Below are 13,628 nucleotides of genomic sequence, written 5' to 3' on the forward strand. Positions count from 1 at the left end.
AATTTAGTTTTATTGAGTGGTGTAAAGAATGGCTTTATACGTATGAAGAAGAAGGTCGCAGTTTATTATTTACGAAAAAGCGGACAGCGGTCTGTATTGAATTTTTATACTATGAATTAGATTCATCGATTACAAAAGACGGGGAAACTGGCGTTCAATTAGCTACTAAAGTGCAAGAAATAGGTCACGTTGATCATGCAGAGCAAATCTTATCGATACTCACAGAAGCATTTCAAATGATCGTACAGTTACAAGCAAATGAAAAGACGACCATTAGTGTTGAAATTGTCAAATCTGCGCTTCATTATATGAAGTCACAATATAACAATCCGTTGCTCACCTTAAAGGATGTTGCGGACTATGTTGATCGAAATCCATCCTATTTAGGACAATTATTCGTTCAACATGAGCAAGGAACGTTCCGTCAAGTGCTGAGAGATTTTCGATTAGATGCTGCTAAGAAGAAGTTAACGATGACCAGGCAGTCTGTAAAACAGCTTGCGTATGATGTAGGATATCGTGATCCGAATTACTTTAGTCGACAATTTAAAGACAAGACAGGTTTATCTCCGAGAGCATACCGAGATGAACATAAAGAGCCCCGCTCCTGAATTTGAATGGAACGGGGTTTATTCATTTGGGTGTATAGTTAGAGGGAAATACAACGACTGAGAGAGTCGACTTGGGAAAATAGGTTGCTTTAGAAATGGTAGTAGTGGTGTACGCTATAAAAGGTAAGAAAAGTTACGTTGAGGTGATTGTTTCTGAAGGGTTGACGGGCTTTGTGTGTCCAGTAGAATCATCATAATTTAACTTGAGGAATCGTACGTCATCACCGATGATCTCTGTAATAAACACTCGTTCACCGTCTTCATTGACGTAATTGCGAGTCTGTATTCTACCGATGACTGCTATGAGCGCTCCTTTGTGGCAATAATGGGCGGTTGATTCTGCTTGCTTACGCCAAACTGTACAAGGAACAAAATCAACATCAAACTCTCCTTTTGCATTTCGGTAGCGTCTTTGAATCGCTAGAGAGAGTTTTACATAGGGCACGCCTGCATGTGTTACTTGTAAATTAGGATCCTTTGTCATCCTGCCAATGAGTGATACTTGATTCAATACGGCATACCTCCAATTCATTTCTAGTTATGGTTCTAGAGCCTCCTTTCTGCTGTATTCTTAATGTAGCACAAGACCTGTAGTTATACTATCCCCATTATTTTAATTATTATAAAATATTTCGACAAAATGATTTTTATACTCCTTAATTTTTCTAGTAAGTTCGCTGTGCTATACTGTTCATACATGCTTCACGTGTGGAAGGAGAAGATCAATGAAAGTTAAAAAGGCAGTTATTCCTGCAGCTGGACTCGGTACTCGATTTTTGCCAGCTACGAAAGCTTTACCGAAAGAAATGCTCCCTGTTGTTGACAAGCCAACGATTCAGTACATAGTAGAAGAGGCGATTGAATCTGGTATAGAGGATATCTTAATCATTAGTGGACGTGGAAAACGTGCCATTGAAGATCACTTTGATGTTTCTTATGAATTGGAACAAACGCTAGAACGTACAGGGAAGTACGATCGACTTGAAGAAGTGAAGAAGATCTCAAACATGGCTTCAATTCACTACGTCAGACAAAAGGAACCTAGAGGGCTTGGACATGCCATCGCTTGCGCTCGAACATTTATTGGAGATGAACCATTTGCTGTCATGCTCGGAGACGACATTGTCCGTTCCAACACACCTTGTTTACAGCAATTGATGGAGATCTATGAAGAACAAGAGCGCTCGGTCTTAGGTGTTCAACAAGTGCCTGACCATAAGGTTTCTAGTTACGGAATTGTTTCGTCACAAGAATCGGGAGAAGTTGTGAATGTGACAGATCTCGTGGAAAAGCCAAAAGTAGAAGAAGCACCATCAAACATGGCAATTATGGGACGTTACGTGTTAACACCGGAGATTATGCCAATTCTCGATACGATCGCCCCAGGTGCAGGAAATGAAATTCAATTAACGGATGCAATTCGAGAACTCGTCAAAATTCAAGAAGTTCTTGCTTACCAATTCGATGGCAAACGTTATGATGTTGGGGATAAATTAGGGTTTTTACAAGCGACCATTGATTTTGCTTTAGAGCGAGAAGATTATCGAGAAGACCTTACGAATTACTTGCGTGATTTAAAACTATAGAAAAAACCGAAGCCACAAATAGGGGCTTCGGTTTTTTTAGTAATCAGGATTTGCCATACCGATAGAAACTTTTAAGTTTGCATTTAACTGGCGTATGGAATCAATGATGTCTTTATCAGACGTACCGTCTTTTGGAGTAATCATGTAAGTGAGCTGATACATCGTTCCTAAGTTTGTCGTTTCGACAGTCATTAGTTTATGATCGTGCAAATACGTATTGAATGTCTCATCAAATACATTCTCATAATGCATGTTCTCGGGAATTGTAATTCTCATTCGCTTCTGTACAGATTGACCACCACCGTAATCAATTACATATAAGAAGTAAATAATGATTGATAAAGTAATTGTGAAGAGTACTGCGAGCAAGTAAAACCCAAGACCTGAAGCAATACCAGTAGCCATACCGAAGAATATAAAGGCAATGTCTTTCGGATCATTCATTGCTGAACGGAAACGAATGATTGAAAATGCCCCGACTAAACCGAATGCAACAGCAATGTTATTGCCGATTACAATCATGATAACCGAAACAACGATAGACATAATTACAATCGTATGTATGAATGATTGCGCATATCGAGAGCCTTTATGTGTTTTCTGATATAAGAAGGTAATGATCATTGAAAGAACAAAGGTAAGTGCAATTGCCATAAACCCATCGATGATTGATGACTGGGTCGTCATGTCGGTTAAGTTACGAAGTTCTTGTAAAAAACTATCCATTCAAATTCTCCTTGATCAGTGTGAAGATTTTCATTCTTAGAACCGAGGGACCTTACTATAGCAAGGTGCCCACAGGTTCAACAACTGGATTACGAGTGTATGGTTTCATGACACCGTTCGAAATATCAATACATGTGCAAAACTTCGATACGGATTTACGCTCACATTCGTAATCACTTAACATACGTGACAACCAAAACGGCACACTATTAGACACTTTCACTTCCATAATGACCATATTCGGATCTACAAACAAATCACCATCAGGGCCGTCTTCAATTTGAAGATTATCGCTGCGCGTCATTAAATTAAAGTCAAACGTAACACGTAGATCGGGTTCATCTATACCTGCTAATGCTTGACGGTCGTAACTGACGACAACAGAAGGTTTTAGTTCATATAATGAGCTAAATGCTGAAACCTCACCTAAGATTTGCGGATTAGAAACGTTGTAGTTTTCGCGATTGTTAGCGTTGTTGTAAACATAATCATACGCATCTTTAAGCGTAATTAACGTACGTCGTTTGTTTACCACTCGATTGTACTTTTGTTTAATTTCTAAGAATGAAGTGCTGTTTAAATCAGAGTCCCCATAAACCCTTAAACGAAGTTTCTGTCTAAAGTTCAAGTTATTGCGCGTTTCATTGTATATTTTGTCATCGTCAGAATCAAAATAAAGGCTAACGATGTTATAACAACCTTGTTCATCTCCATAAGGGTCGAACTTCATGCGTTTTTGTAATAGGGAAGTAATTTCCTCGTAAGTGGAGTAGGGGATCAAATATTTCAGTTCATAGCGCTGGAATATTTCTAATGCTTCCAACCTGTGTTCACCACCTCAAAATAACGATTCAACCGCTATTATATCATGTGTAAAAGCGGTTGTCCTTTGCAATGTCTAATTCTGAAAAAATCCCCTTCACTCATGAGCAAAGGGGAGAATTTGCTAGTTAGCGTCTCGTTATGTTGTCTCCGATTCGCGTAAAGAACTTCATAAACGGCCTGAACTCTTTACCTACAAGTCCCACTTTCTCAGCGAACAATTCAATCAAGATCAGCAATGCTAAAACAATCAATACGGTTACCCATAAAGTTGACATTGTGAGTACGATCGCGGCAATACCGAACAGTGCACTCATCGCGTAAATGATTAATACAGTCTGCTTATGACTATATCCAAGATTGAGGAGACAATGATGTAAGTGAGATTTATCAGCAATTGAGATCGGCTTCTTATTCACGATCCGTCTAATAATCGCAAACAGTGTATCCGAAATTGGGACGGCAAGCATAACGACTGGGATGAGAAGTGAAAATACGGTAATGTTCTTAAATCCAAGCAAGGCAATAACACTAATCATAAACCCTAAAAACAATGCACCCGTATCTCCCATAAAGATCTTAGCCGGGTTAAAGTTGTGAACGAGAAAGCCTAGTGTACTTCCGAGCATTACGGCTCCTAAAGCCATTACGAATACGTTTGAATCGATAATTGCAACGACAGTAATTGTAGCAAGAACAATGGATGATACTCCTGCAGCTAGACCATCTAGACCATCGATTAAGTTGATCGCATTCGTAACACCGATGATCCAAATCATCGTTAGAGGAATGCTAAGCCAACCAAGTTCCCACTGCATATCAAAAGGTAAGTTAATAAATTCAACATGCACTCCGCCAATCACGACGGCAGAAGCGGCGGCAATTTGTCCTAGTAACTTCCATTTTGCAGAAAGTTCAAAGAGGTCGTCAAGAAACCCTGTCAATGTAATGATAAACGCACCGATTAAGATCGGATAAAAGAATTCATGCGTATGTGCTTGCGTAATAAAGATCCCTGCAATAAATGCAATGAAAATTGCAAGACCACCGATTCGAGCCATCACTTTTTGGTGCACTTTACGATCATTTGGTTGATCAGTGGCACCAATCTTAATCGCAAATCGCTTAATAATCGGTGTTACGGCAAGCGCTATAATAAAACATACAATTAAGGAAATTGCAGTGATCATAACGAAACCTCCCTTAGTACCTTCTGCAAAATTAGCGTACAACATTTATAGTAAATATCGGTATTTCTTTGTCATTATAGTGCACATTAAACCTCATAAGATTATAGCATAGTTTTCTTAGCGATCACGACTTTTTTATACATTTACATAATCGATTGTCAAAATATATTCGTGTATTTTGTATAAGTTTGTAGAAACAATGCGGAAGTCCTATCACTGTTTGTTTGAATTTGGTATAATTTTCACATCTTAGTTATATGTGGGGGTCTTTATCGTGAAGAAATTATTCATCACTAGTGCAATTGTTGTTGTGATGGTTAGTTCTGGGAGCTTATTGCTGAAGAATGATGCAATTGCAAATTCTCAACCAGTAGTGGCAAGTGTTGATTGGGTATTAGAACAACTCGCGCCTTATAGTGAGCGATTGACGAACTTAGAGTCTGAAATTGACCGTTTAGAATCAGAAGTAGAAGCGTTAAAAAAACCGTTAGAAAGAGTGAATAAAATCTATGAAACTTAGAAAAGTTACCAAAGGAATTCTCGCTTTTCTTTTTGTCCTTACTGGCTTTTTCACTTTCTCTGATTTTAAGGCGAATGCAGCGTCTTACGATGATCAAGTAAACGTTCGACTTGTCGTACCTGAAACGTTTAAATTAACACCAACGGGATCTTATCGGCTCGTTAATGTCGATAATGGTAGATCAGTTGATTATCGTGGATCGTTAGAGTTTCGTTACTCTAGAACGAGCAATGCGATTGGTGTACGATCAGATTTGAACAACTCATACATCTATTCAGGTCGTGGTTTTCGACTTGAAGAACGTACCCCAAGTTCTGGGAATTCAGTTGTTGTGAATCAAGTGAGAGTTGCAGGGGCTGCGAGTTATACGAGCAATACATATCGTGGTTCGATGTCTGTGAGAGTCAATGAGAATGATCGTCGTCCAAGATTACATAACGAATTAGGGATTGAGGATTATCTTAAAGGAGTTGTACCGAGAGAGGCAATCGCTAGTTGGCCAATTGAAGCTTAAAGGCTCAATCCGTCGCAGCTAGAAACTATGCGAAGCTAAACATGTCAAAAGGGTATTTAGTCGATACCACGACGGACCAAGTGTATGCAGGGAAGACGGCAGAGCATCCAAATACAAACCGTGCTGTCGATGAAACGAAAGGTCGTTATGCAACACATAATGGCAATTTGATTACTGCGTTCTATCATTCAAGTTCTGGTGGTTATACTGATGATAGTGAAAACGTCTGGTTAAATGCTGTTCCGTACATTCGTGCAGTAGAAGATCCATACGATAACAACCCAGGTAACAGTCGTCATTCTTGGACAACGACAATGACACGCTCTCAGATCGGTGAGGCGGTTTTTGAAAGAGGATGGACGGCAACGGACATTACGATTGAAAGTAAGAGTCGGGCAGGTCGTGTTCAAAGCATGACGGTGACCGGAATGAGTCCGAGTGGTCGAGTCGATACCGTTCGAATTCCTAGTGCGAATGGATCGTCTGATTCAATACGTTGGTCGCTTGGTCAGTCATTAAATAGTACAAAGTTCGATGTTGAATTTCCAGATCAAGATGCGAGAGTTCGCCTACCTGGCGGAGGGACAAGCTCTGTTGAGTTAAATGGGGCAGAGATGGCACTTCCAGGGGAACAAACGATTACACTTCGAAGTAACCAAATGCAAGTACGAACAGCGAATGGTGTCGAGGTAATTAGGCCTAGTAGTGATACTGTCGTGTTTAATGGGAATGGCTGGGGACACGGACTTGGAATGAGTCAATGGGGTGCAGCAACGATGGCACAACAAGGCTATTCCTACACAGATATTCTGCAACATTACTATACAGATATTCGGATTGAACGAAGATAAGAAAGAGCAGTTGAGTGAAATCTCAACTGCTCTTTTATTAGCGATAATCTTCATTGATGGTACGAGAAAGAAAGAGTGAAAATTGCGCACGATTTGTATGTTCAAATGGCCGATAAGCGCGATTAACTTCAGTTGTTATGCCAACATCAGCGAGTCGATTAGCTTCATCATAACTAAATGAGCCTTCTGAAAGATCTGTAAATGAATGACGATTGTCGGTCTCAGGAATTTCTTCTGGATAAGCACGTGTTAATACAAGAGCCATTTGAGCACGAGTCAAATAAGCTGTATCGTTCATTCTACCAGAGTTCCCGGTCATAATGCCGTGATATTCAGCAGCTTTTAAATTGTCATAATTGTGATGGCCAGAGTCAATATCCGTTACTTGAATTTCATAATCGTCTGGTGAGGTTAAATTAAGGTGACGTACAATCATGGATGCCGTTTGACTTCTAGTTATGTATTGAGAGGGTCTAAATGTGCCGTTTGGAAATCCATTAATAATTTCCTTAGATGTTAAGTATTCAATCTCATCAAAAGCAAAATGGTCAATTGAAACATCAGAAAAACTTCGTCCTTCAGAGATCATTGCAATGTCTTGAGATAATTGCTCGGTGCGCGCCTCTGCTTCGGTTACTTTTGAGTCAAGTTCACGAATCTCACTATTGACCCAGCTATCACCAGCTGCTTCAGGCTGTTCATCTGCTGTTGCAGAAGATGAACAACCGTAAAGCATAAGCAGGGAACCTGTAAGCGCAAGAAGTTTGTAATGTGCTTTCATGATTTCCCTCCTAAATGGCGCTAGTATTATGAATTACGTCCGATTCCGTAATAATCAATACCAGCATTTTTGTATGCGTCAGCATCAAAAGCATTTCGACCATCAATAACAAAGTTTCCTCGCATCTGTGCAAGAAGATCTGTAGGGTTTATTGCTTTATACTCTGCCCATTCGGTAATCAAAATAACTGCATCTGCATGTGCATACGTTTCTTCCATCGTTTCTACTAGTGTAACATTATTTGGTAAAAAAGGCTTGGCTGCATTTTGGGCAATTGGGTCATGAGCACATACTATAGAACCAGCTTTAACGAGTTCATGAATAATATCTATAGAAGGTGCATAGCGCATATCGTCTGTATTCGGTTTGAAAGCAAGACCTAAAACTGCGATTTGTTTCCCCTCAATCGATCCATTGAACTTCTTTAAAAGTTGTTCTAACGGCTTGAATCGTTGCCGTTCATTAATACGATCTGCCGCATGGAGCATTTGAGGTTCGTAATCATGAGTCTCTGCCATATTAACAAGTGCTTTCACATCTTTAGGGAAGCAAGAACCGCCGTAACCAAGACCTGCATTTAAGAAATGTGGACTGATTCGTCGGTCTGAACCAATGCCTCGAACGACATCGTCAATATTCGCACCGACATGTTCACTTATGTTTGCCATTTCATTAATAAAGGAAATTTTCGTCGCTAAAAATGAATTTGCCGCGTATTTAATCATTTCAGCACTTTTTTTCGTTTGTAAACACAATCTTATCTTCAGTTGCGAGCTTTTCATGTAATTGTACGAGACGGACTTTAGCCCAAGGAATGCTCGTGCCAATCACGATGCGATCTGGTTCATCGTATCTTTAACAGCGGAGCCTTCACGAAGAAACTCTGGCACTGAACAAACCGCAACATCAATATCTTCATTCATGTTATGAATAATTTCTTTGACTTGATCAGCAGTTCCTACAGGAACAGTAGATTTATTGACAACCACGTACTGCCCTGTAGAAGGAAGTGCTTGCCCGATTTCTTTTGCAACCGTGTGTACGTACTTCATATCTGCAGAGCCGTCCTCTGCTTGAGGCGTTCCCACAGCAATCATGATCACATCGCTTGAAGGCGCACTTGCAGATAAATCAGTGTCAAAGGTTAGACGACCTGACTGAATGTTCTTTTGTAAAAGTTCTTCGAGACCAGGTTCATAAATAGGGCTCTTTCCTGAGCGTAATTGTGCTACTTTATCTTCCATCTTATCTATACATACGACTTCATGTCCAAGTTCAGAAAAACAAACCCCTGAAACGAGGCCGACATAGCCTGTACCAACGATGGTCAGTTTCATCGGTCATCTCCAACTTTCCGTTTTAATAACTTTTGAATATCTTTTCGTTCTTGAAAACGTAAGGCATACAATAAGCCAATAAATAATACTGCAAAAACGAAACCACCGATCAAGATGTCAACAAGTGGGTACGTATCAATCAAGTAGTGGTTCATGCCATAAAGAATTAAGCCAATGATGGCTGACATAACCAGTAACTTTATGAAGCCTACAAGTTGTTCTTTCATCTCTGTCGGAGCTTTTCTTTGCCATTTTAGCACATTGTTTACACCTACTAAAAGTAAGATGAAGTTAATCCCTGCACTGATGGTCATGGCCCATGCCAATCCTTCAGCTCCCATTGGACCAATCAGAACATAGCTAAGTGAAATGTTAATGGCTAGTACTGAAATTAGGCTGACGATGAGTGGATACATCGAACGCTCATAAGCATAATAAAACCTCGTTATGTATACATTTGCTGCATGGAAAAACATACCGATCACAAAAATCTGTAACAGAGGAGTAGCGACGAGCGTATCTTCTCGTGTGAAATCTTGGTACTCAAACAGTGTAATGATGATGTCCTTTGCATAGACGACGATAAATACAGTAACAGGAATGATGACCAATGCCATTAACCGTAAGCCTTGACCGTGAATCTTAGCAACCGTTTCATGTTCGCTCGCAGCAACCTTTCGCGCTAACATTGGAAAGATAACGGCGGTAACAGCTAACATTAAAACGGTTTGTGGAAGTTGCACGAATTTGGATGTTAGATTCAATGCTGCGATCGTACCTTCACCGATATGTGCACCAAAGATGCGGTAGATAAGGAAGTACAACTGTAACGTTGCTCCTCCGAGCATAATCGGAATGGTGAGTCGGAACGTTCGCCAAACCTCTGGTGTAGTTTCTAGGCTAGGTCTGAAGTTGAAATATCCTTTGTACCAAATAAACGCAACAAGAAAGGCAAACATTAAAAACGCACTAATTGAAGCGCCATACGCATGTGCGTAAGAAGATAAGCTTGGGTAGAATACAAAGGCAATCGCAACAAACGCACCGTTCATAATTAACGTTGACAGTGCAGCGATGGAAAATTTGTCATTCACGTTCAGTAATCCTTGCAGCCACATTGAAAGGATTAAGAAGAAAATAGCAGGAGCCATAATCATAAATAAGTTTACGGATAAAGAAATGGTTTCTGCTTGGTCTTGGAATAAGAATGGAATGAGTAATTCCGATGTTCCTATAAATAGTAGCGTAAGTAAGATCATGCTAAGCGATAACCAGCCGAACATACTTCTTAAATATTGTTTTTTTTACGTTCTGGATCTTCTATTTTGCTATAGACAGAAACGAATGCACTCGTTAAGGCTCCTCCGAGAACGATGTAAAGAAAGTTAGGGATCGTGTATGCAGTCGCAATACTATCTGCTTGAAAGCTAAAACCGAATTGATACGCAACGAGCATTTCTCGGAAGTAGCCAATTAAGCGCGAGACCAAATTAATGATCGTAACTGCACCAATTATCGCTATAATGTGCTTTCCCTTCATAGTTCTCAGGCCTTTCATTAAGGAGTAGTGATTAGATGTTGTTAATGTAGTTACGAATCATCGTAATAATTTGCGTTTGTCCGCTTTCGTACGGTGCCGGCTTAAACCCAGCAAAGGCGCGTTTGATATCTTCTTCGAGACTATCGCTTGCAATAATATGTTCAGTTTCTTTAAATTGAGCAACAATTTCAGTTTGGTGATCATCATTATGCTCACCATGCTGTGAGAGACGCGCAACGGCAATTACAGGTTTGTTTTTCTTGATGCCTGTAATTAACGAGCCTGTCCCTCCGTGAGAGATAATGACGCTCGCCTGATCATACAGCTCGCTCATTTCATCATAAGAGAAAAATGGTGTTGCGTTTAAATGCGCGAATTGGTCGGCGGGCGTATGTCCGTTTTGGACGATAATTTCTTCTTCGATTACACCTTTTTCTTTCAGGTTATTGACTTGTTCTAAAAGACGAGTGAATGGAAGTTCTTGTGTACCTAAAACGACGAGTATCAATAGATAGACCCCCCGTACTTTGCTTTTGGATAATGCTTTAACATCGTTTTCCACTGTACGATAAACAAATCTGCGATTGGATAAATCATTCTTCCTGATAACGTAGGAGAGTCGGTTTTCGCAAAGCTCTCAATGTAAATGACTTTCTTTCGAAACAACTTTGCGATGTAACACATCGGGACCGCAGTGTGTGTACCTGTTGTTACGACAACCTCAGGTCGCAGTTTTAGAAATAGAACGAGTGACTTGATGATGTTAAACGAGAATTTGAAGAGATAGCGAACTGGGTAATTACGAGCACCATAGACAAGAAAGGATAAATTCGGATGATCTTTCTTAAGCGCTTTCGTAACTTCTGTCTTTTCGGTAATCATATGTGATTCGTATTCGTTCATTAGTGGTTGTAATTGCATCAGTTGTGTCAGATGTCCGCCAACCGATGAAATAAAAAGGACTCTTTTCATGAAACATCCCTCTTTGTTGTATCGTTGTAGATCGTCATGATTCGTGCGATGATCTTTTCGGTTTCATTCGCATCTGCTTTTTTTGTACCCTGCTTGAACGAGCTGTTTGCGAAGTGATTCATCATATAAGACAGCGTCTATGCCACGTTTTAAGCTTTCAGGCTGTTCTGGTTCTACGAGTACACCAGCTTCATCGCTTAAAAGCGAAGGGAGTCCGCCAACGTTACTAGCAACGACAGGCGTTCCACAAGACATAGATTCAAGAACAACCAGACCAAAGCCTTCAATATGAGAAGGGAGTACAAATACATCGGCATAAGTCATATGAATGGCGAGCTCATCTTGGGACTTAGGTCCATGGAAGAGGACGGCTTCTTTAGGTAAGTGAAGTGTTTCAATTAAGTTTTCCACTTCGCTCTTAAATGCATCCGATTGGAAAGAACCAACGAGATGCAATTGTAACTGTTGGTCGTCTTCATGCAATTGTTGAAAGGCACGAATAAGTTCTACAATTCCTTTTTGCTTAATGATGTTCCCAGCAAAAAGAATGTGTTTTTTCTCTTGATCAAACGGAGAAGGAACATCGGTTCTTTGATGGAAGACGTTGCGGTTCACACCCATGTTTATCAAAGAAACACGATCTTCTGAAACGCCGTACTCTTGAATGATTTCTTCGTAAAGCGCGGGTCCAACAGCGATGACATGGGCAGCATTTTTCAAGATGCTTTTCGTTTGCTTCTTGAAAATGCTCCCTTTTTAGCCATTTTGTTTAAATCGCCACCGTGTACGGTGACGATATAAGGGACTCGACGAATTTTCGAGTACAACTTCGCTAACCAGCCAGAAGGAAACGCATAATGAGCGTGGACTAAATCATAACGAGTAGAAAAACGCGTCATCGTCCCAAGTACCAACGTGCGTATTTCTTTAAGACATTCGCTTTTCCATTTCGAGGATCACGAATTGCGGCAACGGTGATGTCAAGTTCATGTGCCTGTAATTGCTCCACTTGGTTCCGGACAAAAATACCAAATGTCGGAGCTTGCGGGGCAGGGTACATATTACTAATGACGAGTACACGCATTAGACGCTTTCCTCCTTTGTTAAGTGCTTGTTATTCTGGTGCCAATTTAGGACGATTCCTAAGAAAAGCCAGAAGAAGATCGACAACGGATGGTTTTCCCAAGCCGTTGAGAGTAGGCCCATCAGCAAGAAGGCAATTCCGTACGTAATAACGAATACGGATAACCATCGTACAGCAGGGTTTACACTGTCAGACAACTTAAACATCCACCTGAATATGGACCAGAATAAGAATAGGAATAGTACCGTTCCAATGACGCCATATTCCACAAACACTGCAAGGGCATTGTTATCGACCGTCGTCATCAGTACCGGTAACATATCATACATGAATTGGTGGAACGGTGAGTCAAAGACAAATGCAGCGTTACTTCCAAACATTCCTGGTCCAACGCCGATTACTGGACTGAACATAAACACTTGTAAACCAGCCAGTGCCATTAAAACACGATAGTTCCGCTCAAAATCAAACGTGTAAAAGTTACGCTGAGCAAACCCTTCTAAGAAGAGTAGAGCGAGCCCATAACCGATGACAAACAGTACACCGAGTCCCACTGATGTGATCAGCATGATTCGGAAGGTTTTGTTGTGACGGAATAAAAGACCAATTAAACCTAGGCAACCAATTAAAGCCAAAAATGCCTGTCTGGAGAATGTAAGCGTTAAAGCTAGTAGCATAACCGCAAGCATCGATAAGAGGATAACTTTATGCTTTTTAGGTACTTCTGCTCGGTACATAAAGAGATATAAAACGATTAGAAGTACAGCAACGAGTAAGAATCCTGCTAGCGTGTTACTTGAATCCATAAAGCCGAATGCACGAATTTCCTCACCAATCGCAACACTTCTTCGCTCTTCCATATTATGTAGTGGCAGCGGGATGCCCAGAATCACTTGGAAGATCCCAACAACGGATTGCACAAACGCCATTCCGATAATTAAATAGAATAATTTCTTTACCCAAGTTGTTGGAATATCGAGCATAAGTACGATGATGACAAGTAGTACGAATTGGAACAATGCTCTTAGCCCAAAAATTCCTTGTGCAAATGGAACGTTATTTAAAAACATACTTACAAATGCAAAAGCAACGAA

At 40.4% G+C, this 13,628-nt stretch carries 18 protein-coding genes and 1 pseudogene; 5 read left to right on the top strand and 14 right to left on the bottom strand.

Annotated elements, in window-relative coordinates:
* Positions 1-170 precede the first annotated feature (170 nt).
* Positions 171-611, top strand: a complete 441-nt coding sequence (locus tag JCM19055_RS01520; RefSeq protein ID WP_042358220.1) for a helix-turn-helix transcriptional regulator — start codon at positions 171-173, stop codon at positions 609-611.
* 133 nt (positions 612-744) lie between these two features.
* Here JCM19055_RS01520 and ssb read toward each other — a convergent pair whose 3' ends face one another.
* Positions 745-1,122, bottom strand: coding sequence for a single-stranded DNA-binding protein (gene ssb, locus JCM19055_RS01525; protein WP_305047328.1), 378 nt, complete (start codon positions 1,120-1,122; stop codon positions 745-747).
* Between the two features lie 214 nt (positions 1,123-1,336).
* Between ssb and galU the strand changes: the two genes are divergently transcribed.
* A complete protein-coding gene (gene galU, locus JCM19055_RS01530; protein ID WP_042358222.1) occupies positions 1,337-2,197 on the top strand; it encodes a UTP--glucose-1-phosphate uridylyltransferase GalU in 861 nt (286 codons plus the stop codon).
* A gap of 36 nt (positions 2,198-2,233) precedes the next feature.
* On the opposite strand, the gene JCM19055_RS01535 is transcribed toward galU, so the two are convergent.
* From JCM19055_RS01535 to JCM19055_RS01545, 3 genes are all read right to left on the bottom strand, one after another.
* Positions 2,234-2,923, bottom strand: a complete 690-nt coding sequence (locus JCM19055_RS01535) for a DUF4956 domain-containing protein (protein ID WP_052365765.1) — start codon at positions 2,921-2,923, stop codon at positions 2,234-2,236.
* A gap of 55 nt (positions 2,924-2,978) precedes the next feature.
* Positions 2,979-3,746 carry a polyphosphate polymerase domain-containing protein gene (locus JCM19055_RS01540; protein WP_081833354.1) on the bottom strand — a complete coding sequence of 256 codons (768 nt, stop codon included), beginning with the start codon at positions 3,744-3,746 and terminating at the stop codon, positions 2,979-2,981.
* 127 nt (positions 3,747-3,873) lie between these two features.
* Positions 3,874-4,932, bottom strand: a complete 1,059-nt coding sequence (locus JCM19055_RS01545; protein WP_152549703.1) for a glycosyltransferase family 4 protein — start codon at positions 4,930-4,932, stop codon at positions 3,874-3,876.
* Positions 4,933-5,209: 277 nt separating this feature from the next.
* Here JCM19055_RS01545 and JCM19055_RS01550 point away from each other — a divergent pair, with 277 nt between their 5' ends.
* The 3 genes from JCM19055_RS01550 to JCM19055_RS01560 are packed head-to-tail and all read left to right on the top strand — an operon-like array spanning position 5,210 to position 6,820.
* Positions 5,210-5,455, top strand: coding sequence for a hypothetical protein (locus JCM19055_RS01550; protein WP_052365766.1), 246 nt, complete (start codon positions 5,210-5,212; stop codon positions 5,453-5,455).
* Positions 5,445-5,969 (top strand): SpoIID/LytB domain-containing protein, encoded by a 525-nt coding sequence (locus tag JCM19055_RS01555; RefSeq protein ID WP_042358224.1) that lies wholly within the window; start codon positions 5,445-5,447, stop codon positions 5,967-5,969. The genes JCM19055_RS01550 and JCM19055_RS01555 overlap by 11 nt, the downstream gene beginning before the upstream one ends.
* Before the next feature lie 41 nt (positions 5,970-6,010).
* Positions 6,011-6,820 carry a SpoIID/LytB domain-containing protein gene (locus tag JCM19055_RS01560; RefSeq protein ID WP_042358225.1) on the top strand — a complete coding sequence of 270 codons (810 nt, stop codon included), beginning with the start codon at positions 6,011-6,013 and terminating at the stop codon, positions 6,818-6,820.
* Positions 6,821-6,857: 37 nt separating this feature from the next.
* Here JCM19055_RS01560 and JCM19055_RS01565 read toward each other — a convergent pair whose 3' ends face one another.
* From JCM19055_RS01565 to JCM19055_RS01600, 10 genes and pseudogenes are all read right to left on the bottom strand, one after another.
* A complete protein-coding gene (locus JCM19055_RS01565; RefSeq protein WP_042358226.1) occupies positions 6,858-7,601 on the bottom strand; it encodes an S-layer homology domain-containing protein in 744 nt (247 codons plus the stop codon).
* Between the two features lie 26 nt (positions 7,602-7,627).
* The gene (locus JCM19055_RS26065) at positions 7,628-8,383 is read right to left on the bottom strand and encodes a UDP-glucose/GDP-mannose dehydrogenase family protein (protein WP_265181674.1); all 756 of its coding nucleotides are present in this window, start codon (positions 8,381-8,383) and stop codon (positions 7,628-7,630) included.
* Positions 8,384-8,428: 45 nt separating this feature from the next.
* Positions 8,429-8,938, bottom strand: coding sequence for a UDP-glucose/GDP-mannose dehydrogenase family protein (locus tag JCM19055_RS26070; protein ID WP_152549681.1), 510 nt, complete (start codon positions 8,936-8,938; stop codon positions 8,429-8,431).
* Positions 8,935-10,496, bottom strand: a pseudogene (murJ, locus tag JCM19055_RS01575) (murein biosynthesis integral membrane protein MurJ). Before murJ ends, JCM19055_RS26070 begins: the two are co-directional and overlap by 4 nt.
* A gap of 13 nt (positions 10,497-10,509) precedes the next feature.
* The gene (locus JCM19055_RS01585) at positions 10,510-10,986 is read right to left on the bottom strand and encodes a glycosyltransferase (RefSeq protein WP_042358229.1); all 477 of its coding nucleotides are present in this window, start codon (positions 10,984-10,986) and stop codon (positions 10,510-10,512) included.
* A complete protein-coding gene (pssD, locus tag JCM19055_RS01590; protein ID WP_042358230.1) occupies positions 10,983-11,450 on the bottom strand; it encodes a PssD/Cps14F family polysaccharide biosynthesis glycosyltransferase in 468 nt (155 codons plus the stop codon). The genes JCM19055_RS01585 and pssD overlap by 4 nt, the downstream gene beginning before the upstream one ends.
* 63 nt (positions 11,451-11,513) lie before the next feature.
* Positions 11,514-12,170: a glycosyltransferase family 4 protein gene (locus tag JCM19055_RS27995; protein ID WP_052365767.1), complete on the bottom strand. Its 657-nt coding sequence runs from the start codon at positions 12,168-12,170 to the stop codon at positions 11,514-11,516.
* Positions 12,167-12,349: a glycosyltransferase gene (locus tag JCM19055_RS28000; protein WP_052365768.1), complete on the bottom strand. Its 183-nt coding sequence runs from the start codon at positions 12,347-12,349 to the stop codon at positions 12,167-12,169. Before JCM19055_RS28000 ends, JCM19055_RS27995 begins: the two co-directional genes overlap by 4 nt.
* Positions 12,346-12,534: a hypothetical protein gene (locus JCM19055_RS28005; protein WP_052365769.1), complete on the bottom strand. Its 189-nt coding sequence runs from the start codon at positions 12,532-12,534 to the stop codon at positions 12,346-12,348. Before JCM19055_RS28005 ends, JCM19055_RS28000 begins: the two co-directional genes overlap by 4 nt.
* Positions 12,534-13,604 carry an O-antigen ligase gene (locus tag JCM19055_RS01600; RefSeq protein ID WP_152549683.1) on the bottom strand — a complete coding sequence of 357 codons (1,071 nt, stop codon included), beginning with the start codon at positions 13,602-13,604 and terminating at the stop codon, positions 12,534-12,536. The genes JCM19055_RS28005 and JCM19055_RS01600 overlap by 1 nt, the downstream gene beginning before the upstream one ends.
* Positions 13,605-13,628 lie beyond the last annotated feature (24 nt).

It is taken from the genome of Geomicrobium sp. JCM 19055, from assembly GCF_000698185.1.
GTDB classification, from domain to species: domain Bacteria; phylum Bacillota; class Bacilli; order Bacillales; family Marinococcaceae; genus Geomicrobium_A; species Geomicrobium_A sediminis.